Source organism: Algicella marina (assembly GCF_009931615.1).
Taxonomy (GTDB): domain Bacteria; phylum Pseudomonadota; class Alphaproteobacteria; order Rhodobacterales; family Rhodobacteraceae; genus Algicella; species Algicella marina.
Window position 1 is genome coordinate 1,466,331 of the sequence record NZ_CP046620.1, and the last position, 21,834, is coordinate 1,488,164.

A 21,834-nucleotide genomic window follows, 5' to 3' on the forward strand; every position below is an offset into this window, starting at 1 on the left:
CACCGCTCGCCCATAACCCGGTGACCTGCCCACCCGCTTCCTACGCCGGTTCCCGGGTGCCGTTCAACTGAAAACTGGTGGGGCGGCAAGAGGAGGCAAAAACGTGATTGGAATTTCAGGCGGAGTGTTCTCGAAGGAAGTCGCCAATCCTGCTGAGCGCGGTGACAATGTTCGCCTCCGAGTTGGCATAGCTCAGGCGGATGTATCCCTCGCCGAGAACACCAAAATCAGGTCCGCCGATTACGGCCACACCTGCGTCCTCCAACAGAGCCGATGCAAGCGCCTTGGCCTTGAAACCGGTCTCCTTGATATTGGGAAAGGCATAGAAGGCGCCCTGCGGCTCAATGCAGCTCACCCCCGGCAGATCATTCAGCCCGGCGACGACGACCTTGCGCCGCCGATCAAAGGCAGAGACCATCTCTGCCACACAGTCTTGCGGCCCGGTCAGCGCGGCCAGAGCCGCCCACTGAGCCGGGGCGTTTACACAGGACCACGAATTCACCGCCATTTTTCTTGCCTTGTCAAAAAGCAGCTCGGGCCAGACAGAGTAGCCCATCCGCCAGCCGGTCATGGCGTAGGTCTTCGACCAACCATCGAGATAGATCAGTCGATCGGCAATTTCCGGGTAGCCGAGCAGTGAGACGTGCTCGGTCTCCCCGTAAGTCATTTGCCCATATATCTCATCCGACATCACTGCTAGGTCGGGCCATTCAGTCAAACCGGCAACCAAGCGGTCGATCTCTTTCCTCGGCGTCACGCCGCCACACGGGTTGGCCGGAGAATTGACAATGATCAGTCGGGTCCTGCCGTTGATAAGTGACAGGGTCTCCTCTGCTGAAAAGGCAAAATTGTTTTCTTCGCGAATGGGAATGGGCACCGGTGTGGCGCCGGTGAACTCGATCATCGAACGGTAGATCGGAAAACCCGGATCAGGATAAAGAATTTCAGCACCCGGTTCGCCAAACATCATAATTGCCAGGAACATCGTCACCTTCCCGCCAGGCACGATCAGCACCCGCTCCGGTGAAACATCCACAGAAAGCCGATGCTGAAGATCGGCGCAAACCGCCGCGCGCAACTGCGGTATTCCCGTGGCAGCGGTGTAGCCGTGCTGACCATCCCGCAACGCCTTCACAGCGGCTTCGACAATATGTTCCGGTGTTGGGAAATCTGGCTGGCCAATTCCGAGGTTGATGATGTCCTTGCCTTCCGAAGCAAGGGCATTGGCCCGTGCGAGAACAGCAAAGGCGTTTTCTTCTCCAATGCGGTCGAAACCGGAAATCGTATGCAAAGCCATTGAATTCACTCCTGTTTCCCGCATCACTGGCAAGTGTCAGCAATACCGCTCACAGGCAACCTGTCAATACAGCCCTTCCGGCCACCCTTTCAATCCGCGACGCCGCCCCTGAAACCAGTTGCCACGAGGAACTTTTCGGAACTGTCTGCGCGACTGGCCGGTGGTTTTACATGGATCGTCTTGTCGAAATGGCGTTTCAGGACCTGCATCACGTCACTCTCGGCGCCGCCGGCCAGAACCTTTGCAACAAATGTTCCACCGGGCTCCAGCACGTCGAAGGCAAAGTACGCTGCAGCCTCCACCAATGCCATGATCCGAAGGTGATCTGTCTGCTTGTGACCGGACGAGGCGGCGGCCATGTCAGACATCACCACGTCCGCCCCACCACCAAGCCATGCCTTAACCTTGTCGTCGGCGCCATCCTCCAGGAAATCCAACACATGAAATTCAGCGCCGTCCATGGGATCAATTTCCTGAATATCGACGCCGATCAATCTGCCAACAGGTTTGCCCTTGCGCGCGTTGTTGGAATTGATTTTCGGAACCGCTACCTGCGCCCAGCCTCCAGGTGCCGCACCGAGGTCGACGACGCGAGCGCCGGGCACAAGAAAGCGAAACCTTTCATCCAGTTCCAAAATTTTGAAGGCTGCACGGCCGCGAAAGCCTTCTCGCCGCGCTTTTTGAACGTAGGGGTCGTTCAGTTGCCGTTCGAGCCACCGTGTGGAACTGATCTTGCGGCCCTTGGCTGTTTTCACACGCACCCGCAAATCACGTTGCCCTCTGCCGGACGTGTTGCGGGTGGGTTTGTTATCCTTGGTCATTTTGGCCTTTCGTCGGAAACGCACCATTCGCTTCCATCATCGAGTATAGCATGCCCTCGCGCAGCCCCCTGTCAGCCACGCCAAGCCGATCTGTGGGCCAGATGCGTAAGAGGGTCTGTAGAATCGACGCGCCAGACATGATCAACTCGGCTCGATCCCGACCGATGGAGGGATCGTTTCGGCGCCCCTCCCTGCCCTGAGCCATCATGCGGGCGATCACCGTGTCGATCTGCGCTTCGGTCAATGTAATGCCATCCACCTTGCGTCGGTCATAGCGTTTCAGGCCAAGATGGGAAGCGGCAACCGTTGTGACGGTTCCCGACGTGCCTATCATCTGGAAGCCTTGTACGCCCTCCAGCATGTCCAGATCTTCATAAGGTCGGAACTTCGCAAGCTGCTCCTCGAAATACCATGACATCAGTGCGAAACGCGCGCTTTCGTCCTCTACGTCGTTGAAACGTTCGTGCAGCGTGGCAACACCAAGCGGCACCGAAATGAAGTCGACCAGTTTCGCACCATTGACCTCAGCGATATCACGATCCATCTGCAGCCGCATGACGGCGGCAGAGCGTTCTTCCGGTGGAACGTTGGTGATGTCGATCCAAACGAGTTCGGTGGAGCCGCCTCCGATATCGAAGACCATGACATGATCGGCGGTCTGGGTAACGAGGGGAGCGCAGGAAATGACTGCCAGCCGCGCCTCTTCCTCCGGCGGAATAAGCTCAAGCGCGAGGCCCGTTCGTTTCTGGACCTGGTCCAGAAAATTGCCGCCATTGCTTGCCCGTCTGCACGCTTCCGTGGCCACCAGCCGCATGTGTCGCACATCAAGCTTGCGCAGCTTTGTGGCACAAACCTGCAAGGCTCTTATCGTTCGCTCTACCGAAGGCCTTGACAACGCGCCCGTTCGCTCCAGATCAGCGCCGAGGCGAACGGACTTGGCAAAAGCGTCCACGATGCGGAACCGCCCGTCTTCAGGGCGCGCAATCAGCATGCGGCACGAATTCGTGCCCAGGTCCAGCGCCGCATAGAGCGCGCCAGGAGCCTGCGCAGGGTTCCGACCCCCGCGCTTACGGGGGCGAATAATACTGTCCTGCGCAGAAAAAGACGAATCCTGCGCCATTTGGGTAACCAATCTTATGCCATTCCCCGACGGAACGGCCTTTGCCCAAGGCTACATCACGCCAGTATCCGAGCGCAAGCGAAGCCGCATCTGACATACGGCATGGACTGACAAATATCTGATTTTGTGCGAAACGTGCTCAAGCGACCTGTCAGGCGGCACCCTGCCCGCTAGCCATCATCAAGTCCGCGGTCGCGAAACCGAGGGCGCGGCATATATCGTAGGTCAGATCGGGTTTGTTGAGCGTGTAGAAATGCAGATGGTCACAGCCTTCGCGCATCAGGATATCGCAATGATCAGTGGCGATGGCCGTTGCAAGTAGCGTTGCGGATGCCTCGTTTTCTGCACGACCAAACGCATCGTCCATCCATGTCGGAACGCTCGTACCACATGCGCCGGCAAAGCGTTTCATGCGAGTGAAGTCCTCGACAGGCAGGATGCCAGGATGGATCGGCACATCAATTCCCGCCGCGACGCACCGATCGCGGAAACGCAGGAAAAGCTCCGTGTCGAAAAAGAACTGGGTGATCGCCGACGTCGCACCGGCATCCACTTTTGCTTTCAGTTGGTTGATATCGTCATCCGCTGTCCGGGCTTCGGGGTGTGGCTCTGGATATGCTCCGACGGCGACGTCGTAACCGCGTTCAACCAAGGCACCGACCAGTTCCACTGAACCGGAAAAGCCATCCGGATGCGGTGTGAAGTTGTCGACGCCCTTGGGAGGATCGCCGCGCAGAGCAACAATTCGGTTCACGCCGATGGCGGAGTATTCGGAAGCCACTTCCAGCGTTTCCTCGCGTGTCGCACCAACGCAGGTGAGATGGCCGGCCACATTCAGATGCGCACGGTCCCTAATGGTCCGGATCGCGGCTTTCGTCCGATCCCGTGTGGTGCCGCCCGCGCCGTATGTCACGGATACGAACTGTGGCTGCAACGGTGCCAGGCGCTCGACGGACCGCCAGAGGCGCAGCGTTGCCTCCGTCGTTTGCGGCGGAAAGAACTCGAAAGAAAGAGACCGACGCGACGTGTCCGGCTGTTCAAAAGTAGTCATTTGGTTCAGTCCTGCCATCTGTGGATCTGGTCGGTGTGTTATACGCTCATTTTCCGACCGTTCAACGGCGTATTGCGACCTATTTCCTGTTGACTTGCATGTTTTTCAGCGAGAGGTCTTGCACCAAAGTAGACCGTTGCGAAAGTTCGGCATCCAACGGCGGAGGCGGGAAAGACATGGCAGATGTTACCATAGTTTACTGGCGGGATATCCCTGCGCAGGTAATAGTCGGCAAGGGGCGGCGTGGCTCCAAAGTGCAATTGTCGGAGAGGTTCGAGCAGGCCATAGACAGGTGTGCGATGAAGATTGGTGCATCGGATACGGACGCATATCTGGCTGAGTGGCGCCGTGCGAAGCCCTATGAAGTCGAAGGTGAAGCGCCAGATGTCGCAAAGGCCGAAGCGGAGCGTCTGGAAGCGACATATGACACGGAAATGATCAAGGCGTTGATCGGTAACGACGGTTGGGCCAAGGGCCCTGAATGACGTGGAGTGAGCGCATGGCTTCCATTCTGAGTTTCGGCCGCAAGGCCACTGCTGCCCCCCGCCCCCAGTCGGGCGAACTCAGTGCATTCCTGGATGGGTATTCCATCGAGGTCATGCCGCGTACCGCAGAAAAGATTGACGATTTTCGCGCGATTCTTCCCGCGGGTACACGGGTTTACATTGCCCATATCGACGGCACCCCAATCGACGAGATGGTGGCGACCGCTGCGCGCCTGACAGAAGAGGGTTTCATCGTAATGCCGCATTTCCCGGCGCGGATTATCGCGGGCAAGGACGTGCTGGAGCATTGGATCAAAGCATACAAGGATGTCGGTGTGGAGCAGGCGCTCTTGCTCGCCGGCGGCGTTAACCAGCCTGTGGGCGACTTTTCCGACAGCATGCAGATGCTGGAAACCGGGCTGTTCGACAAGCACGGCTTCAAGCGGTTGCACGTAGCCGGCCATCCGGAAGGAAACCGGGATATCGACCCGGATGGAGGTATCGCGCGGGTGTCCGAAGCGCTGCGCTGGAAGAACGACTTCCAGAGCCGGACGGATGCCGAAATGGCTATCGCGACCCAGTTCTGCTTCGAGGCTGCGCCTGTCATTGAATGGGCAAACCTGTTGAAAGAAGAAGGAATTACACTACCGATCCACATCGGTGTCGCGGGCCCCGCGAAGCTTCAGACGCTGATCAAGTTCGCTATGGTCTGCGGGGTCGGGCCATCGCTGCGGGTGTTGCAGCGTCGGGCGGCAGATCTTTCGAAACTGATGCTGCCTTTTACGCCAGAGGCGTTTCTGCGCGAATTGGCAGAGCACAAGGCGCGGACGCCGGATTTCAATATTGAATCCGTGCATGTCTTTCCGCTGGGCGGTATCACCAAGGCGGCGGAATTCATGGATGAATACGGCCTATCCGCTGGCCGTGTAGCCGTATAGGGCTGAACAGAAAGAGAAAAATGACACGAACGATTGTCGAATCCAAATCGAAGACCGCTATCATCGGCTTCGATCAGCCCTTCTGCGTGATCGGTGAGCGGATCAACCCGACAGGGCGGAAGAAACTGGCGGCGGAACTGGAGGCCGGGGACTTCTCGACTGTTGAGAAGGATGCGCTGGAGCAGGTGGCCTGCGGGGCGACAATGCTGGATGTGAATGCCGGAGTCGTCTACAACTCGAACCCCAATCCGAACGAGACAGAGCCGCCGCTGATGCGGAAGGTTATTGAGCTTGTCCAAGGGCTTGTGGATGTTCCGCTGTGCATCGACAGCTCGGTTCCCGGAGCGCTGGAAGCGGGACTGGAAGTGGCGCAGGGTCGGCCGTTGCTGAACTCCGTTACCGGTGAGGAGGAACGGCTGGAGGCGATTCTGCCGCTGGTGAAGAAATACAACGTGCCAGTGGTGGCGATTTCCAACGATGATACCGGGATCTCCGAAGACCCGGAGGTGCGGTTTGCCGTGGCCAAGAAGATCGTCGAACGTGCGGCGGATTTCGGAATTCCGGCGCATGATATTGTGGTCGATCCGCTGGTGATGCCGGTCGGCGCGATGGCGACGGCGGGGCTACAAGTGTTTGAACTGGTTCGAAAATTGCGCATGGAACTGGGTGTGAATACGACCTGTGGCGCATCCAACATCTCGTTCGGGCTGCCGAACCGGCACGGGATCAACGCATCGTTCCTGCCGATGGCGATTGCCTCGGGGATGACTTCGGCGATCATGAACCCGGTGCGGCCGCAGGAGATGGAGGCGATCCGTGCCGCCAACTTCCTGATGAACAATGACCCGCACGGAGCGCAATGGATTCGCTCCAACAAGGCGCCTGTTGCCGAAGGCGAGGTCGAGCCGGGCGCGCGGGGGACGCGTGAGGGACGCAGGCGGCGCCGGGGGTAAGTTCAGTTCAGGTTTCCTTGTCTGAGGACCTGTAGCTGAAATGTCGAAGCCCTTTATCGCACAACAGGGTTAAGTCGGATTGAATACGGGGGCCGTTCGGCCCCCGTTTTCGTTTCAGCCGCCGTTGGTGACGGCCTTGTCGAGCAGGGTCCAGCCAACCATGCTTTCGGGATAGAGCTTGACGTTGTCGATGCCGGCAAGTTCAGACGCCACGAACCAGTTGGTGGCCGCCCAGTGCCCGGTGTTGCAGAAACTGACGAGGGGCTTGTCGCCTTCGGCAGCGGCGATATCCCTGATCTCCGTGAGCTTCGTCTCGGACGGTTCGATGACTGGTGAATCGCCGGGGAACCACGCCGAATGAACAAAGTTGAGAGCACCGGACAGCGTGCCAGCCTTCTCGGCGGCGTCGTGCTTCTGCCGGCCCTCGAAGAAATCGAGCGGACGGGCATCGAGGAGTACCGCCTCGGACGTGCCAGCGACGACGTCCTCGACGCCCTGTGTCGTCATCATCCAGTCGTCGGAGAAGGTGAGATCAATGTCGGACACCTCGGGTGTGACGGCGCCGGTCTCAGGCGCGGCTCCGGTTTCGGCCCAGGCGGTGTAGCCGCCATTGAGCACCGAGAGATCAGAGAAGCCCACGGACTTCAGCGTCCAGTACACGCGGGCGGCGGCGCCGAAATCGGTGGCATTCTTGCCTTCGTGGACAACAATGACCGATTTATCCGTTTCCGCGCCGATGCTTTCAAGCGTTTCTTCAAGTGAGGCGGCATCTGGCACGCGGCCAGGATTCTCGGCCGGGCCACGGAACTTGCCGTAAGGGGCGTTGACCGCGCCGGGGATGTGGCCGGCAGCAAAATCTTCCGGCGCGCGGATGTCGATGATCAACGCGTCCTGCGGCAGCGCCTCGTTGGCAGAGGTAAGGGGCGACAGAGCGAAGGCACCGGTCGGCAGGGCCAACAATCCGGCGATGACGGTGGTGAACAGGCGAGGCATGGCTTTCTCCCATTGTTTGATTGCCCTTGGATATAGGCCCCGCCCCGCCGGTTGCCAAATCAATTGTCGGCACCCTGCCCTGCTGCCAACCACCGGGCTGGCACGGCGAAGGCGGCCAGAAAGACCAGGTTGGCGGCGACATTGAGGGGTGCGCCGGCGGCGAGGGAGGCAAGGCTGTCGAGCGCGAACCACGGCAGAATGCCGGTGAGGATCAGCCGGGCCGTCAGGCGGGGACGGGTATCGGCGAGGTGGCGCACGAGGGCGAGGATCATCAACCCCCAACCGAACATGACACCGCCGGCGATGGCGGCGAACAAGCGGGTTTCGCGGCCTGCAAGCTCCGGCTCGGCCCACAGGATAAGGCCCACCAGCGGCTGCATCAGAGAACTGGTGGCCGGGTGGGCAGCAAGAGCGATCAGCAGGCCGAACGCGGTTGTGACCAAGGCGGCGACAGACAAGTAAAACTTAACTGAAGCCAAATATGGGTTTGGTATGGTTTCGGTATGGGTTTGGTATGGCATGACATCTTCCTTTCAGTGCCTGAGCTACAACGAGGAAGAGATCGCGCGAAAAAGGTAATCGAAACAATTACCTGTCAGGTAATGACAACTGCTACCCGCGACAGAAGCAAAACCATTACCTGCGAGGTAATTGAAAATCTGACGTGCAAGGTAGTGGTACTGATTACCTGAGGCGAAACAAGTTTACGGAGGGCCACATGGAGGCATTCGGAGACGTGCTGCGGCAGGGCCGCAAGGCCCAGCGGATGAGCCAGATGGCATTGGCGCTGGAGGTCGGTGTTTCGGCGCGGCACCTGTCGTTCATAGAGAGCGGCCGGTCGCGGCCGAGCCGGGGGCTGGTATTGCGGCTGGCGGATGTGTTGCGACTGGCGCCGGCGGCGCGCAACCGGGCACTGGAGGCGGTGGGGTTCGCGCCGGTGCATCGCGCCCGCAGCCTGACGGAGCCGGAGCTTGCGCCGGTGCTGACGGCGATGCAGCGGATGCTGCGCCGGCATGACCCTTACCCCGGCGTGGCGCTGGACGCCGAGTGGCGGCTGCTGGCGATGAACGGCGCGGCGCGGCGCGTGTTCGCCGGGCTGGAGGTGGGTGCATCGGTGCTGGATGTGCTGGTGACGCAGGGAGCCGGGGCGGCGTTGTTCGAGAACTGGGAGGAGATGGCGGGACATCTGGCGGCGCGGCTGCGGACGGAAAGCGCGGCCGCAGGCGGGCTGGAGACGCTGGAGGTGGCGGCGCGGCTACTCGATACACAGGCAGCGCCGCGACGTGGCCCCCTGCCCCCGTTCCTGCATTCGGTGATGCAACTGGGCGACGCGCGGCTGACGCTGCTGTCGACCATCGCGCAGTTTGGCGGCGCCGAGGACCTGACTGTGGCGGATCTGCGGATCGAGCTTTTCCACCCGGCGGACGAGGCCAGCGCGGTGGTTCTGGAGTGGATGGCGGCCAATCCGGCGTAAACGGGCGGCGGAGAGGCGGATCAGCGCTTTTCAATCCGGTGGCGGCCTATATGTTCGCTGCAAAGCAAAGGCGACAGGCATGAAAGATCCACTGGTCATCTTCACCCCATCCGGCAAGCGCGGCAATTTCCCCGTGGGCACGCCGATATTGACGGCAGCACGGCAACTGGGTGTCGACCTCGACAGCGTGTGCGGCGGGCGGGGCATCTGCTCGAAATGCCAGATCACGCCCGCTTATGGCGAGTTCTCCAAGCATGGGGTGACGGTGCGTGACGGCGCGTTGTCGGAGTGGAATTCCGTCGAGGAGCGCTACAAGTCTAAACGCGGGCTGACCGAAGGGCGCAGGCTGGGCTGTCAGGCGACGGTGCAGGGTGACGTGGTGATCGACGTGCCGCCGGAAAGCCAGGTGCACAAGCAGGTGGTGAGAAAGCGCGCGGAGGCGCGGGAGATCGTCATGGATCCGGCGACGCGACTTTATTACGTCGAGGTCGAGGAACCGGACATGCACGCGCCATCGGGCGACCTGGAGCGGCTGGTGAAGGCGCTGTCCGAACAGTGGGGGCTGGTGCATGTGGAGGGCGACCTGCGCACCCTGCAGATGCTGCAACCGGCTTTGCGCAAGGGCGCGTGGAAGGTGACCTGCGCTGTCTATCACGGCGACGGGCTGGGGCCTGCACGGATCGTGCAGGTTTGGCCGGGGTATTACGAGGGGACGATCTACGGACTGGCGGTCGACCTTGGCTCGACCACCATTGCCGGCCATCTGTGCGACCTGCAGACGGGGGCGGTGCTGGCGTCCTCCGGTCTGATGAACCCGCAGATCCGGTTCGGCGAGGACCTGATGAGCCGGGTGAGCTATTCGATGATGAACCCCGGCGGCCACAAGGAGATGACGCGGGTGGTGCGGGATGCGCTGAACGCGTTGGTGAGCCAGATCGCAGCGGAGGCGCGGATCGAACCCGCGCTGATTCTGGAGGCGGTGTTCGTGGCCAACCCGGTGATGCATCATCTGCTGCTGGGGATCGATGCCGTGGAGCTTGGACAGGCGCCGTTCGCGCTGGCTACATCCGGGGCGCTGACGTTGTGGGCACGGGAGCTGGACCTGGACATGCACCCGGACGCACGGATCTACATTCTCCCCTGCATTGCCGGCCATGTGGGGGCGGATGCGGCGGCGGTGGCGCTGTCGGAGGCGCCGAACCTGTCGGACGACCTGGTGCTGATCGTCGACGTGGGAACGAATGCGGAGATTCTGCTGGGCAACCGCGACAAGGTGTTGGCCTGTTCCTCGCCCACCGGGCCGGCGTTCGAGGGGGCGCAGATCTCCTCCGGCCAGCGGGCGGCGCCGGGGGCAATCGAGCGCGTCGAGATCGACCCGGAGAGCAAGGAGCCGCGGTTCCGGGTGATCGGCTGCGAAATCTGGTCCGACGAACCGGGCTTCACCGAGGCGATCGGGGCGCAGGGGATTACCGGCATCTGCGGGTCCGGCATCATCGAGGCAATCGCCGAGATGCGGATGGCGGGACTGGTTGATGGTGGCGGGCTGATCGGCTCCGCCGCACAGACGGGCACGACGCGGATGGTGGAGGATGGACGCACGCATTCCTACCTGCTGCATGACGGTAGCGCGAAGGGCGGGCCGCGTATCCTGGTGACACAGGGCGACGTGCGGGCAATCCAGTTGGCGAAATCGGCGCTCTATGCGGGGGCGCGACTGCTGATGGACCAGCTGGGCGTCGACGCCGTTGACCGGGTGGTGCTGGCGGGTGCCTTCGGGGCGCATATCAGCCCCAAGCACGCGATGGTGCTGGGGATGATTCCGGACTGTCCCGTCGAGAAGGTGACGAGTGCCGGCAATGCGGCAGGGACGGGTGCGCGGATCGCGCTGCTGAACTCGGCGGCGCGGCGGGAGATCGAGGGCACGGTCGGGCGGATCCAGAAGGTGGAGACGGCGGTCGAGCCGCGGTTCCAGGAGCATTTCGTAGCCGCCAACCACATTCCCCACAAGACGGCGCCGTTCGACCTGCTGCGGGCGGCGGTGCCGCTTCCGGAGCCGAGCTTCAACACCGGCGGCGAGGATGGCGGGCGGCGGCGACGGCGGCGGGGCTGACCCGTGCGCTGGGTTTTGGGCATTCTGGTGACACTCGGGGCACTGATGCTGGCGCTGGTGATTGCCGTGGCGCTGTTCCTGTTCAGCCTCGACCGGGAGAAGACGGCGCGCAGCCAGCCGGACGGCGTGCCGGTGCCGGTGCATTGGGTGGATGCGCAGACGGTGCTGACCGTCTCTGCCACCGGGCTGTCACTGCGGGACACAGGTGGCGGCGAGCGGGAAATCTATCAGATGGCGGAGGGCTGGGTCTTCGATCCGGGCGGCGGTTGCTACAACGGAGACACCTGGATTTTCAGTGTCGCGCGGCGGAGCGGCACGACGACGCAATGGAGCGGCGAGGAACTGTCGGGACGCTGGCAGGCGGACCGGTTTGTGGCCGATGGCGAACCACAGACCGGACCACGCCGCAACCCGGTCGATTGCCGCGCTCTGGGAGACCGGCCGGAGCTGACGCCCGGCAGCCCGGCGCGGCCGGATGATGCGCTGCTGGCGGGCAGCGATGCCGAAGACGTGGCTTATGAGGAACGCGACGGAGCCCTGCACCTGCTGCTGGGAACGGGTTCGGAAGCGCGGGAGGTGGTGCTGGAACCGGTGGCCGCCACAGCGGAATGGCAGGACGGCTACGGGCCGGACGCGCGGCGGAACCCGGCGGATGGGAGTTACCTGCTCTGGCAGCGCGGTCTGCGGGCGCATTGGGACGACACGTGGCCACGCAGCTTCTGGGTGCTGCAACCCGGAGCCGAAACGGCGGAAGCCCTGGCCGTGCCGGGCGGGCCGTTCATTGGCAATCATGGCGAGAGCCTGATCTGTTTTTCCTGCGGTTGCGGCTGCTACCAGTATATCGACGTTCAACCGGCGGGTGCCGGCATTCTGGCCCATTCCTACGGTTACGGCTTTCCGGTGGCGGCGCAGGGGCTGCATCTTTTCACACCTGAGGCGGGGTGGCGCACGGTCCGTCACGGGGTCGTCACGCCACCCGTAGTGGCGCCGGACGGATGCCGGGTGGCGTTTCACGGTGACGGGTTCGAGACGCTGAACCTGTGCGAGGCCGGTTGACGACAGGTCCGCCCGGCTTGGCATGGACTTTCGGCGTGATGTCAGGCCTTCGGATCTTTGCCGGGTCTTCTGGTCGCATACGGTCCGGAGATGAAGAATACCCAGGCGCAATAAATACCGGTGACGAGGAAGACGAAGCCCCAGAAGGAACTGGCCGCCGCCAGTTCGAGCACGCCCCAGCCGATACAGACGGCAACAATGACGACCCGCCGCCAGAGCGGTGCAAAGAACGGTTCGGACAGGTCGAAGATGCGCATGAGTCCCCCAACTCGGAATTTGCGCAACAATGCCCGCGGGATGGGCAGCGCGCAAGTCCCGGGCCGGAATGACCGGATTGGACTTTACCTGCGGGCCCCCTGCCCCCAGACTCGGCGCGAGGATCTATGGAGTATGTGCATGAGTAACTGGATCGAGGCGGGCAAGCTGGAGGAATTCTACCTCGGGACCGTCAGACGGCTAGACCATGACGGCAAGACCTATGCCGTCTATTGTGATGACGAGGCCCGTTTCTACTGCACCGACGGGTTGTGCAGCCATGAGTACGTGCATCTGGCTGACGGGGTGATGACCGAGAATTTCATTCAATGCCCGATGCACAGTGGCCGGTTCGATTACCGGACAGGCGAGGCCAAGCGGATGCCGGCCTGCGATGCGCTGGCGACCTATGAAACCAAGGTCGAGGGCGATGCGGTGTTCGTGGCCGTTGGCTGACGCCTATTCCAGACGCGGCTGTTTCGAGAGGAGATCATCCTCTGTCGTCTCGCGTTCCTCCTCCACCAGTTTTTCGATGGTATCGTCCTTTTCCGTCTGCACCGCTGCGGCAGGCGCAGGTGCCGGCCGGGGCTGCGGCGCCGGCGTGGATTGCCTGTCGGTCTCGGTGGCGGTGAGCAACGCGCGGGCATCATCGAAACGCAGGCGGTAGATCGGTTCCGGCAGGCCGAAGCCCGCGGTTTCCAGTGCGGATTTGGCGGTGCGGATCGCCTCTCCCCTCGCGCGGGCGAAATCCGTTTCGCGCTGGTCGATCCAGCCGGCGAGGAACAGCAGGACATTGGAATCGCCGACATCCTGCACCCATGTGGCCGGAGCGGGGGCGGAAAGGACGAACGGCAGGCTCTCCAGTGCCGCCTGCGCGGTATCGCGCGCGGCGGCGATGTCGGCGTCGGCGTCGATGCCGAGGGTGAAGTCGAAGCGGCGTTCGGCGTTGCGGGTGTAGTTGACGATCCGGCTCTTGAACACCAGCGAATTGGGAATGCGGATGTGATTGCCATCGGGCGATAGCAGTACGGTTGCGCGAGAGGTGAGGCGGATGACGTTGCCGATGTCGCCCTCGATCTCGACGACATCATTGGGTTCGAACGGCTGCCGGATGGACAGCATGATCGAGGCGATAAAGTTCTCCACCGTGTCCTTGACGGCGAAGCCGATGGCGAGGCCGATGATCCCGGCGGCGCCGAGGATGGTGCCGAGGAGCGCGGTTGCATCGAGAATGTCGAGTGCGATCACCAGCCCGGCGATGGCGAAGGCGATCCGCAGGATCTGGCGATAGATGTCGGCGATGAAGGCGTTCGGAGCGATGCGGTTGAATGGAAAGCTGCGGGCCGCCAGGAAGAAGCCGAGGATGGTAATGGCGAGAAAGGCGAGGAAGGCAACGGCCAGCAGCGGCAGGAAGGCAATGGTGGTGTCGACCCGGTTCTGGAACCGATCAACCACCGGTGTCAGCCGTTCCGACAGGTCGGTGGTTTCGGCCACCTGATTGCGAATGGCGGCCACGCCCTCGACGCGGGTGACGAGCGCCTCCAATTCCTCCAGTTCGGCGCTGGAGCGAACGTTGCCGGAGAGGGTGACGACGCCGGAGGAGACGGAGACGCGCACCTGCCCGAAGCCGTCGATCTGGGTGAGGATGCCGCGGATCTTGGTGGCGATGGCGCTGTCAGTGCCGGCGTCGGCCTCTACCGCAATGGGGCCGGAGGGGGCCGTTTCCTCGCCGGTCTGGGCCGCGAGCGGCGTGGCGGAGAGCAGGAGCAGGATGGCAAACAGGCGGAACATCGGAACTCCCTTCAGCCGCGGGCCGGGGTTTCGGGGTTGCGGGCGCGGGCGGCACGGATCGCCTCCGCCAGCGTGCTGCGGTCGTGCCGGCCGGTGACGTGGCGCTTGCCGTCCTCGGTGATGTGGCGGAGGTGGGCGGTGAGCACGGCGTCGTGGCGGTCGTGGGCGATGCGGCGGAGCTTGCCGATGACATGGACGAGGCGGAGCGTCACCAGCATGTTGCCCTGCGAGGCGCGGCGGAGCGGGTGGAGGGCGGTGCCGACGATGTCGGCGATTTCCATGATCGGCATCCAGACGCGGGGGGTATCGTCCTTGTCGCGGTGCAGCGGCGAGGGGATGCCGCGCTGGAGCAGCATGGCGAGGGAGCCGGACATCTGATCGAGTGCGCTGATGGCGGTGTAGCTGTCGTTGATGCCCGGCGAGAGGGCTCGGATGGCGATCTCGACGGCGAGGTGGATGTTGAACTTGATGTCGCCGTCGGGGGCGCGGGCGTCGGCAAGCAGGATGGCGCGGCACGCGTCCTCCTCCGTGCAATCCTCGCCGCAATCGACGAGTTCGCCCATCGTCTCGTCCTTGACGACATAGTCGCCGAGTTGCGCAGTCATGGTGATGAAGCCGTCGCCGAGACGGGCGAGGCGGCAGAGTTCCTCGGTGTCGACGGCGGTGATGTAGCCGGGCCTCGGCGCGCGGATGGGGCGGCCGTGGCCATCGGGGATGTGGCGGGCGTCGTCCTCGTCCTCGGCCGGTTCCTTTGTCAGCAGGCGGTTGATCTCCCGGCGGAGGACCTTCTGGGTGCGGGCGATCTCGCTGTCGACCTTCACGGAGCGGGCGGCGTCATGAACGAAGTAGATCAAGGTGAAGAGCGAGATGGTAACGAGCACGATGGCGGCGGCGACGGAGAGTTTCGGCACCTCCTCCTCACCGACGATGTAGAGGACGATTAGTGCATAGAGGAAGGTGGCGGACAACAGGCCGATGGTGACCTGGTTGACGCGGTTGTTGGTGAAGTTCTCCAGCAGGCGGGGGCCGATGTTGGCGGCTGCGAGGGTGAAGACGACGAGCGTGAGGGAGTAGACCAGGGAGATGACAGTCATCGTCGCGCCGGCGATGGTGTCGAGCACGGTGCGGGCGCCGGTGGCGTTGATGTTGAGAAAGCCGAGCCAGTCCGGGAAGGAGCCGGGGAAGAAGCGGCGGTCCACCCAGACGATGAGAAAGGCCATCAGCACGCCGGACAGGGCGATCAGCGACGGCAGGAAGAGGAAGCCGGAAATCATCCGTTGCAGGCCCACGAACAGCGGGCCGGGTATGATCTTGCGCAGCATGTCCCTACCCTATTCGGATTCGACCTCGGCTTGCACCTGCCCCCAGGCCATCATTGTGAAGATTGCGGTGCCTCCGATCACATTGCCCGCGAGAACCGGCAGGAAGAAACCGAAAACTGCCGCGACGATGCCGATTTCGCCGAGAAGCAGCAGATAGGCCATCTCCACGGAGCCGGCGATGATATGCGTGAGATCGGCGGCGGCGATGATCCAGGTGAAAGTGAGGATGACAAAGAAACTGGCCTCGCGGGCCTGCGGCAGCATCCAGACGATGGATGCAACGAGCACACCGGCGGGAATGGCGCGGAAGAAGGCCTGCCAGAACGGCATGTCGAGGGCGTGATGTGACAATTCCAGAATGGCCGCCTGAACCTCCGGCGTCACTGCGGTGGTGCAGGCGTAGAGAGCCGCCGCGAAAAAGGCGCCGATGACATTTGCCAAGAGGACAATGCCCCAGAGCCGCAGCACGCTGAAACCGACGGAGAAGCGCGGCTTGGACACAAACGGCAGGACCGTGGTGATCGTGTTCTCGGTAAATAGCTGCATCCGCCCAAGGATGACGACGAGAAAGCCGAAACTGTAGCCGATGTTCTCAATTAGGTGTCGCCACGGCGCGTCGGGCAAATTGGCGCGGAAGATGGCTTCGCCGAGGACCGAGAGGCTGATCATGACACCGGCGGCGACGCCGGACCACATGAGCGAGGATGTTGGGCGCGTCAGTTCCTCGTCCCCGTCGCGGCGGATGACCTCGTAGATCAGCTTCGAGGGCAAATTGGAGGCCCGTTCAACGTGTTCGGCTTCTTCCTCGTTGGACACTGCCTGTTTGTCGTTCGCCATCTCGATCACGTCTCCGGATATGTCATCCGACAATGAACGCGCCGGGACGCCTAAGGGTTCCCGCCGCCGGTGCAAGAGCATTGGGGAACCATCCCGGCCCGCAGCAGTTTCCCGGTAAAGAAAACGAAAACAGGAGGAAGCGACATGGCCGACAAACATGGCCCTACGATCAAGGACGACGACACATATGAAGCCCTGCTGGAGCAGGGTGCGAGCAAGGGCAAGGCGGCGCGGATCGCCAATGCACAAGCGAACGACGGCATGAAGCCGTCGAAGAAGGGCGGGAAAGCCCCGCCGTATGAAGAGTGGACCGTGGGTGACTTATACGGTCGGGCCAAGGAATTGGACATCGAGGGACGCTCCGGCATGAACAAGGACGAACTGATCGAGGCGCTGCGGAGCAGTTGATGAGGAACAGAAAAGGGTGTTCGCGCGTTGTTCCGTCAGGAGGTACACAATGCTTGTTTCACTGATGGACCTGACGAAATTCAAGGCGAAGGCGGATGACATTTCGCCTTCGATTTCGGAAATCTTTGTAGACCGCAAGACATGGCGGGTGCAGTTTCTGGCGCTGGACATCGGCGGCTGGTTCTCGCGCCGGTCGGCAGTGGTTTCCGCTGATCGCATTACCGAGATGTCCGCGAGTGATCGAAGTTTAAAGATCGACCTCACGAAACAGATGGCAGAGGACGCGCCCGACCTGCATGAGTTTGCTGGCAGTAGCGGCAATTCCTGGGATGAAAGCTATGTGTTCCCGAGCCTGTTCACGGCCTCGGCAGCCGGAGCCATCTCTCCGATGCTGCTGGATATGTCGGTGCGGCCTGGCGATGTGACGGATGACCCTGATCCGGCGCAGGCCGAGCGGCTGGAGCGGATGTTCCCACTGACGGAAGCCACGCGTTCGGAAGCGTTCAACAGCGAAGGGCCAGTGGGCCGGGTAATCGACTTCCTTGCCAATCCGGAGACACTGACGGTGACGCATGTTGTGGTCGATACCGGCGAGTCCATCGCCGAAAGCCAACGGGTAATCCCGGTATCCGCCGTGTCACGAGTGGCCAAGGGCGAAAATCACACCGTTCTGGATATCAGCAAGGACAAGATCGAACACGGCCCGCGACTGGAGCATTTCGACCGGGTAGACCGTAACTGGCTGGACACGACAGCAGCATATTACGGCGTTTCGGCGTAGAGGGGAGTTTGGGGGCGTGACGGTATTTTTGGTTCTGATCGGGTCGTGTGCGCTGTTGGCAGCGCTTATCGCGTTGTCGACATATCACCAGCGACGGATCGAGCGCTGGCTGGCCAAGGAAGGTAATCTTGTGCTGGCAGCGGAATAGGCAGGATCGTTGACACAGAGAACCGGCCCCGGATGGGCAGGTTTTTTTTGCCTTTCAGGCGTCAGGCGAGAACGGCGTCCACCGCTTCCACCTGGCGGCGCCGGTCCCTTCGGGCGGCGGCGGCGGTGACGAGGGCGTGGAAGAGGCGTCGCTGACGGTGCGCATAGAACAGGTGTTCAGGGTGCCACTGAACGCCGATGGCGAAAGGATCGCGTGTGCGCTCGATCGCCTGGATCATGCTGCCGGTGTCATGGGCGACGGCACGGAAATTGCGGCCCAGATCCTGCACCGCCTGGCTGTGGAGGGCGTTGACGCGCATTTCCCGCGGACCGGCAATGGCGGCGAGGCGGCTGTCGGGATCGAGTCGCACGGTCTTTTTCGGCAGGATCGTCCAGACCTTGCGGCTCTGGGTGAACTGGCCATAGGCGTCCTGCCAGAGAGTACCACCAGCAGCGATATTGAGCATCTGGGAGCCGCGACAGATGCCGAGAACCGGTTTGTCCTGCTCGAACGCTTCGGAAACGAGGCGGTGTTCGAGGGCGTCACGCTCCGGATCGACGCGGGACTTGGCGACGAGTTCCCCGCCGTAAAGATCGGCGGAGATATCGTCGCCACCGCCGACGATGAGACCATCGACGGAGGAGATGTCGGCCTCGCGCCGGGAGGTCCATTTGACGGCGCGCCCGCCACCCAGCCAGACGTTGAAGGCGACGAGGGGGAAGATGCGCCAGCCGGAGCGGGTGGAGACGGTGACGCCGATTGTCGGGCGGCTCATCCCCTGCCCTCCCAATGCCAGAATTCGCGGGTGCGCAGATAGTCGTTCGTCCAGGCGCGCCAATCGCCGCGCATCGTCGTCCAGCGATCATGGTAGCGTTGCCAACCGGCGGCGAGATCGGCGAGGACCTCCGGCTCCGCCGCCACGGCTTCGATCACACCCCAGCGGTTGAAATCGTAGGCGATGGACCATTGCGGCTGATCCAGCCGGCAATCCGGCAGGCGGTAGTGGAAGGCAGGACGCGGGCCGATTTTCTCGTCACCCATGATTTCGCGCACGCGGGGCTCGTCAATCTCGGCGAGGATCGGCAAGAGATCGAGGCCGCGATTACGGGTGCGATTGTGCTGCAGGTAGAGGCTTGCGAGCGCATCGAAATCCATCACCTCGGTCTCGGCGACTGCGCCGAGGAAGCTGCGGGGATAGGGATCGACGAATGGCAGGATGCGACGGCTGAGGTCGATAGGGTCGGAACCGCGCAGCCAGTCTTCCAGCAGCGCGTAGGCGCGGATGGTCGGGTAGATGTCATCCATGTCGGTCGAGCGGGTGGCGATGTTGAGATGCATCCCGAAACCCAGAAGAAGGCCGCCATCGGTGCCGGTGACACCGGCGTGGCGCAAATCTACGGCCACCTGCTGCAGCTTCGGCAGATCGGCTGTGGCGAGCGGCGGAGCGACGAGTTCCAGCGGGACAATGGCGCGACCAAGCTCCCTGCCGCGGGCGGTGAGGCTGCCATCGGGCGCATCCTTGCCGATGGCGCTATCCAGATAGATTTCGAAGGTGCCGCAGTCGGCCTCCACGAAATGTGTCCGGGCGTCGCGGCTGGCGGTGCCACCGAAATGCGATTGGACGATCTCAACGACAGTGGATTCGGCGAGGCCGCCGAATTCAAGCTCCACCCCGGTCCTGCGCGGCTGACCGCTGCGGGTTTCCGGATGCGGAAGCGGTACGAAACGCGTGTCGGCGGCGGAGCGTGGGCTCCGCCGCCGTGTGGGCAGGGTGACATTGGTGGTGTTCGCGCCCACGGAGGGAAACCTCAGGCTGCCGTCGAGAATTCGAGATGCGCGCGGGTGCCGACGTCGGGCGTGCCGCCCATGATGTTGGCGCGTGCGATCTGGATCGCGAATTCGAGACCGCTTTCATCCGATGCCCAGACGAGTGCGTCCGACAGCGGCATTTCCAATAGAACGATATTGGGGTCGTCACGGCCGCCTTCGAACCAGGATGCGGCGACCATGCTCCAGATCTCGTCCAGTTTCTTGCTGTCAGAGGACTGGACGATCGGACCGCGCATGCAGGCGTAAAATCCCTTGTCGTCATCGGTGACGGTAAAGTGCGCTGTGGCGCCGACACCGATGGCCGAAACGAGATCCGTGTCACGGGAGGTGATGAACCACAGGGTCTTCAGCTCCTCGTCCACATAGGGGTGCATCGGCTGCATGTGCATGTCGCGATCATGCAGACCGAGCATACCGGCGGCGTGGTCGGAAAGGCGCTTCCAGAGGCGCCTTTCCAGTTCCTGTTTGTCGTGGTGGTCACTCATGGTGTCCTCCTCACATGCGGGCGAGCCATTCGTCGACTTCGCGCTCCGCATCTTCCTTGGCTTTGCCGTATTTCTCCTGCACGAGCCCGGCGAGCTTTTCACGTTCGCCAGCGGCTTCCTGCAGTTCGTCGTCAGTGAGTTTGCCCCACTGTTCCTGAGCCGAGCCCTTGAGCTGGCTCCATTTACCTTCGATCTGATCCCAGTTCATTTGTGCTTCCTTTCAAGGAATGGATGGTTGAGGGAGTGGCGGCCCTAGCGGGCCGTCCTCAGGTCAGAGCGCGGCCCGAACGGGGACCGGCGACGAGCCAGGCGATGAAGCCAAGGATCGGCAGGATGAGAACAACAAGAACCCAGAGAACCTTGCTGCCCGTACTGGCGCCGGAGCCGATGATCGAGATGATCGCCCAGACGTCGAGGATGAGGATGATGAGGCCACCGAGGCCGCTGAAAAGTTCCATGACAATCTCCGTTGTTGATGCAGTAACAACGCGAAACATTTGGAGAATGTTCCCGGTAATATTTTCGCCAGTGGCGGGAACCTTTGGCCGTGCGGCTGGTTACGAACGGGGGAGAACATTATGAAAATTACAGACGACGTCTACCGGTACTCGATGGCGATCCTTGCTACCTTCGCCATTTTCGCCGGTCTCAGCCTTGCGCAGAACGTGTTCGCGCCCACCCTTCTTGCCATCGTAATCGGCGTCGTCTTCAGCCCGCTTGCCAACCTGGCGGAGCGGATGAAGCTGCCGCGCGTTGCGGTGGCGATCTTCATTCTGGTGGTCGGCGCGAGTTTCCTGGCATTTACCGTCCTGCTGCTGGAACCGCCGGTTTCACGCCTGATTGACCGTGGCCCGATCATCTGGGCGCAGATCCAGCGCGAGATCACGGAATTCCGAGCGGTGCTGACCGGATTGCAGGAGATGACCGAGGAAATTTCCGACGCCGTCAGCGGCGATGAAGGCGGCGCAGTGGTCGATGCCGAGCAGAAGACAAGCATGATGTCGGCCCTGTCCTTCGCGCCGACGCTGATGGCGCAGATCGTCATCTTTATCGGGGCGCTGTTCTTCTTCGTTCTGACGCGCCGGGAAATCTATGATGCACTGACGCGACTGGGCAGCACGCCGGAGATGCGGCAGAGTATCGCCCATCGGTTGGTGGCGGCGGAACACTATGTCTCGCGCTATTTTGCGGCCATTACCCTGATCAACGCCATTCTCGGGCTGGCAACCTATTTGGTGATGAAGGCTACCGGTATGCCCTCGCCCATCCTCTGGGCGGTGCTGGCGGCGTTGCTGAACTTCATGCCGTACCTCGGCCCCTCGCTGGTTATTGCCGCATTGGGGGTGACGGGCGTGGTGGTGTTCGACGGATTCTACTCCTTCGTCCCTGCCCTTTGCTTCTTTGCTCTCAATATCCTCGAAGGCCAGTTCGTGACCCCGAGTTTCGTCGGCCAGCAACTGAAGGTGAATGCGCTGCTTGTCTTCGTCTCTCTGGTGTTCTGGCTGTGGCTCTGGGGGCCGGTGGGCGGTTTCGTCGCCATTCCCGTCCTGTTGGCGCTGATCGCGATTTTCCAGAAGAAGGAACCCGACGACGTGCCCATGGATACGCCGGTACAGGAAGCGCTGGAAGAAATGGAAGAGGATATGTCTGCGGAGGAAACCCAGCAGGCCGTTGGCTGA

The 21,834-nt window shown here is 62.2% G+C and carries 26 protein-coding genes; 11 read left to right on the forward strand and 15 right to left on the reverse strand.

What is annotated here, in order from left to right:
• Positions 1-115: 115 nt before the first annotated feature.
• The 4 genes from GO499_RS07275 to metF all read right to left on the reverse strand — a co-directional run bounded on the left by GO499_RS07275 (position 116) and on the right by metF (position 4,289).
• A complete protein-coding gene (locus tag GO499_RS07275) occupies positions 116-1,297 on the reverse strand; it encodes a pyridoxal phosphate-dependent aminotransferase (protein ID WP_161861575.1) in 1,182 nt (393 codons plus the stop codon).
• A gap of 89 nt (positions 1,298-1,386) precedes the next feature.
• Positions 1,387-2,118, reverse strand: a complete 732-nt coding sequence (locus tag GO499_RS07280; protein WP_161861576.1) for an RlmE family RNA methyltransferase — start codon at positions 2,116-2,118, stop codon at positions 1,387-1,389.
• Positions 2,105-3,238, reverse strand: a complete 1,134-nt coding sequence (locus GO499_RS07285; protein ID WP_161861577.1) for a Ppx/GppA phosphatase family protein — start codon at positions 3,236-3,238, stop codon at positions 2,105-2,107. The genes GO499_RS07280 and GO499_RS07285 overlap by 14 nt, the downstream gene beginning before the upstream one ends.
• Positions 3,239-3,389: 151 nt before the next feature.
• Positions 3,390-4,289, reverse strand: coding sequence for a methylenetetrahydrofolate reductase [NAD(P)H] (gene metF, locus GO499_RS07290; protein ID WP_161861578.1), 900 nt, complete (start codon positions 4,287-4,289; stop codon positions 3,390-3,392).
• 176 nt (positions 4,290-4,465) lie between these two features.
• Between metF and GO499_RS07295 the strand changes: the two genes are divergently transcribed.
• From GO499_RS07295 to GO499_RS07305, 3 genes are read left to right on the forward strand one after another with little or no spacing between them, the layout of a single operon-like run.
• The gene (locus GO499_RS07295; protein WP_161861579.1) at positions 4,466-4,774 is read left to right on the forward strand and encodes a virulence factor; all 309 of its coding nucleotides are present in this window, start codon (positions 4,466-4,468) and stop codon (positions 4,772-4,774) included.
• 14 nt (positions 4,775-4,788) lie between these two features.
• Entirely contained in the window at positions 4,789-5,712 is a 924-nt protein-coding gene (locus tag GO499_RS07300; RefSeq protein ID WP_284154921.1) for a methylenetetrahydrofolate reductase, read from the forward strand.
• Positions 5,713-5,732: 20 nt separating this feature from the next.
• Positions 5,733-6,665, forward strand: coding sequence for a methyltetrahydrofolate cobalamin methyltransferase (locus GO499_RS07305; protein ID WP_161861581.1), 933 nt, complete (start codon positions 5,733-5,735; stop codon positions 6,663-6,665).
• Between the two features lie 114 nt (positions 6,666-6,779).
• Here GO499_RS07305 and GO499_RS07310 read toward each other — a convergent pair whose 3' ends face one another.
• On the reverse strand, positions 6,780-7,658 hold the full coding sequence (locus GO499_RS07310) for a sulfurtransferase (RefSeq protein WP_161861582.1): 879 nt from the start codon (positions 7,656-7,658) through the stop codon (positions 6,780-6,782).
• 59 nt (positions 7,659-7,717) lie between these two features.
• Positions 7,718-8,116 (reverse strand): hypothetical protein, encoded by a 399-nt coding sequence (locus tag GO499_RS07315; RefSeq protein ID WP_161861583.1) that lies wholly within the window; start codon positions 8,114-8,116, stop codon positions 7,718-7,720.
• A 260-nt stretch (positions 8,117-8,376) separates the two neighbouring features.
• On the opposite strand from GO499_RS07315, the gene GO499_RS07320 reads away from it, so the two are divergent.
• The 3 genes from GO499_RS07320 (at position 8,377) to GO499_RS07330 (ending at position 12,298) form a co-directional block, all read left to right on the forward strand.
• Complete coding sequence (locus GO499_RS07320; RefSeq protein WP_161861584.1) at positions 8,377-9,132, forward strand: helix-turn-helix domain-containing protein; 756 nt, start codon at positions 8,377-8,379, stop codon at positions 9,130-9,132.
• 79 nt (positions 9,133-9,211) lie between these two features.
• Positions 9,212-11,242, forward strand: coding sequence for an ASKHA domain-containing protein (locus GO499_RS07325; protein ID WP_161861585.1), 2,031 nt, complete (start codon positions 9,212-9,214; stop codon positions 11,240-11,242).
• 3 nt (positions 11,243-11,245) lie between these two features.
• Complete coding sequence (locus GO499_RS07330) at positions 11,246-12,298, forward strand: hypothetical protein (RefSeq protein ID WP_161861586.1); 1,053 nt, start codon at positions 11,246-11,248, stop codon at positions 12,296-12,298.
• A 41-nt stretch (positions 12,299-12,339) separates the two neighbouring features.
• On the opposite strand, the gene GO499_RS07335 is transcribed toward GO499_RS07330, so the two are convergent.
• Positions 12,340-12,555: a DUF3329 domain-containing protein gene (locus GO499_RS07335; RefSeq protein WP_161861587.1), complete on the reverse strand. Its 216-nt coding sequence runs from the start codon at positions 12,553-12,555 to the stop codon at positions 12,340-12,342.
• A 139-nt stretch (positions 12,556-12,694) separates the two neighbouring features.
• Here GO499_RS07335 and GO499_RS07340 point away from each other — a divergent pair, with 139 nt between their 5' ends.
• Positions 12,695-13,009 (forward strand): non-heme iron oxygenase ferredoxin subunit, encoded by a 315-nt coding sequence (locus GO499_RS07340; RefSeq protein WP_161861588.1) that lies wholly within the window; start codon positions 12,695-12,697, stop codon positions 13,007-13,009.
• Between the two features lie 3 nt (positions 13,010-13,012).
• Here the strand turns inward: GO499_RS07340 and GO499_RS07345 are convergent, their stop codons facing one another.
• From GO499_RS07345 to GO499_RS07355, 3 genes are read right to left on the reverse strand one after another with little or no spacing between them, the layout of a single operon-like run.
• On the reverse strand, positions 13,013-14,344 hold the full coding sequence (locus GO499_RS07345) for a mechanosensitive ion channel family protein (protein WP_161861589.1): 1,332 nt from the start codon (positions 14,342-14,344) through the stop codon (positions 13,013-13,015).
• Between the two features lie 11 nt (positions 14,345-14,355).
• On the reverse strand, positions 14,356-15,666 hold the full coding sequence (locus GO499_RS07350; protein ID WP_161861590.1) for a DUF2254 domain-containing protein: 1,311 nt from the start codon (positions 15,664-15,666) through the stop codon (positions 14,356-14,358).
• 9 nt (positions 15,667-15,675) lie between these two features.
• Positions 15,676-16,503, reverse strand: coding sequence for a formate/nitrite transporter family protein (locus GO499_RS07355; protein WP_161863871.1), 828 nt, complete (start codon positions 16,501-16,503; stop codon positions 15,676-15,678).
• Between the two features lie 144 nt (positions 16,504-16,647).
• On the opposite strand from GO499_RS07355, the gene GO499_RS07360 reads away from it, so the two are divergent.
• From GO499_RS07360 to GO499_RS19675, 3 genes are read left to right on the forward strand one after another with little or no spacing between them, the layout of a single operon-like run.
• The gene (locus GO499_RS07360) at positions 16,648-16,911 is read left to right on the forward strand and encodes a DUF7218 family protein (RefSeq protein WP_161861591.1); all 264 of its coding nucleotides are present in this window, start codon (positions 16,648-16,650) and stop codon (positions 16,909-16,911) included.
• Positions 16,912-16,960: 49 nt separating this feature from the next.
• Positions 16,961-17,692 (forward strand): hypothetical protein, encoded by a 732-nt coding sequence (locus GO499_RS07365; RefSeq protein ID WP_161861592.1) that lies wholly within the window; start codon positions 16,961-16,963, stop codon positions 17,690-17,692.
• Between the two features lie 16 nt (positions 17,693-17,708).
• Positions 17,709-17,840, forward strand: coding sequence for a hypothetical protein (locus GO499_RS19675; protein ID WP_284154922.1), 132 nt, complete (start codon positions 17,709-17,711; stop codon positions 17,838-17,840).
• Between the two features lie 61 nt (positions 17,841-17,901).
• Here the strand turns inward: GO499_RS19675 and GO499_RS07370 are convergent, their stop codons facing one another.
• Genes GO499_RS07370 through GO499_RS07390 form a run of 5 tightly spaced genes read right to left on the reverse strand, consistent with a single transcriptional unit; the run spans position 17,902 to position 20,613 of the window.
• Positions 17,902-18,615, reverse strand: a complete 714-nt coding sequence (locus tag GO499_RS07370) for a gamma-glutamyl-gamma-aminobutyrate hydrolase family protein (protein WP_161861593.1) — start codon at positions 18,613-18,615, stop codon at positions 17,902-17,904.
• On the reverse strand, positions 18,612-19,637 hold the full coding sequence (locus GO499_RS07375; protein WP_161861594.1) for an amidoligase family protein: 1,026 nt from the start codon (positions 19,635-19,637) through the stop codon (positions 18,612-18,614). The genes GO499_RS07370 and GO499_RS07375 overlap by 4 nt, the downstream gene beginning before the upstream one ends.
• An 11-nt stretch (positions 19,638-19,648) precedes the next feature.
• On the reverse strand, positions 19,649-20,155 hold the full coding sequence (locus tag GO499_RS07380; RefSeq protein WP_161861595.1) for a pyridoxamine 5'-phosphate oxidase family protein: 507 nt from the start codon (positions 20,153-20,155) through the stop codon (positions 19,649-19,651).
• Positions 20,156-20,165: 10 nt separating this feature from the next.
• Entirely contained in the window at positions 20,166-20,363 is a 198-nt protein-coding gene (locus GO499_RS07385) for a CsbD family protein (protein ID WP_161861596.1), read from the reverse strand.
• Between the two features lie 58 nt (positions 20,364-20,421).
• Entirely contained in the window at positions 20,422-20,613 is a 192-nt protein-coding gene (locus GO499_RS07390; protein ID WP_161861597.1) for a PLDc N-terminal domain-containing protein, read from the reverse strand.
• Between the two features lie 120 nt (positions 20,614-20,733).
• On the opposite strand from GO499_RS07390, the gene GO499_RS07395 reads away from it, so the two are divergent.
• Complete coding sequence (locus GO499_RS07395; RefSeq protein WP_161861598.1) at positions 20,734-21,834, forward strand: AI-2E family transporter; 1,101 nt, start codon at positions 20,734-20,736, stop codon at positions 21,832-21,834.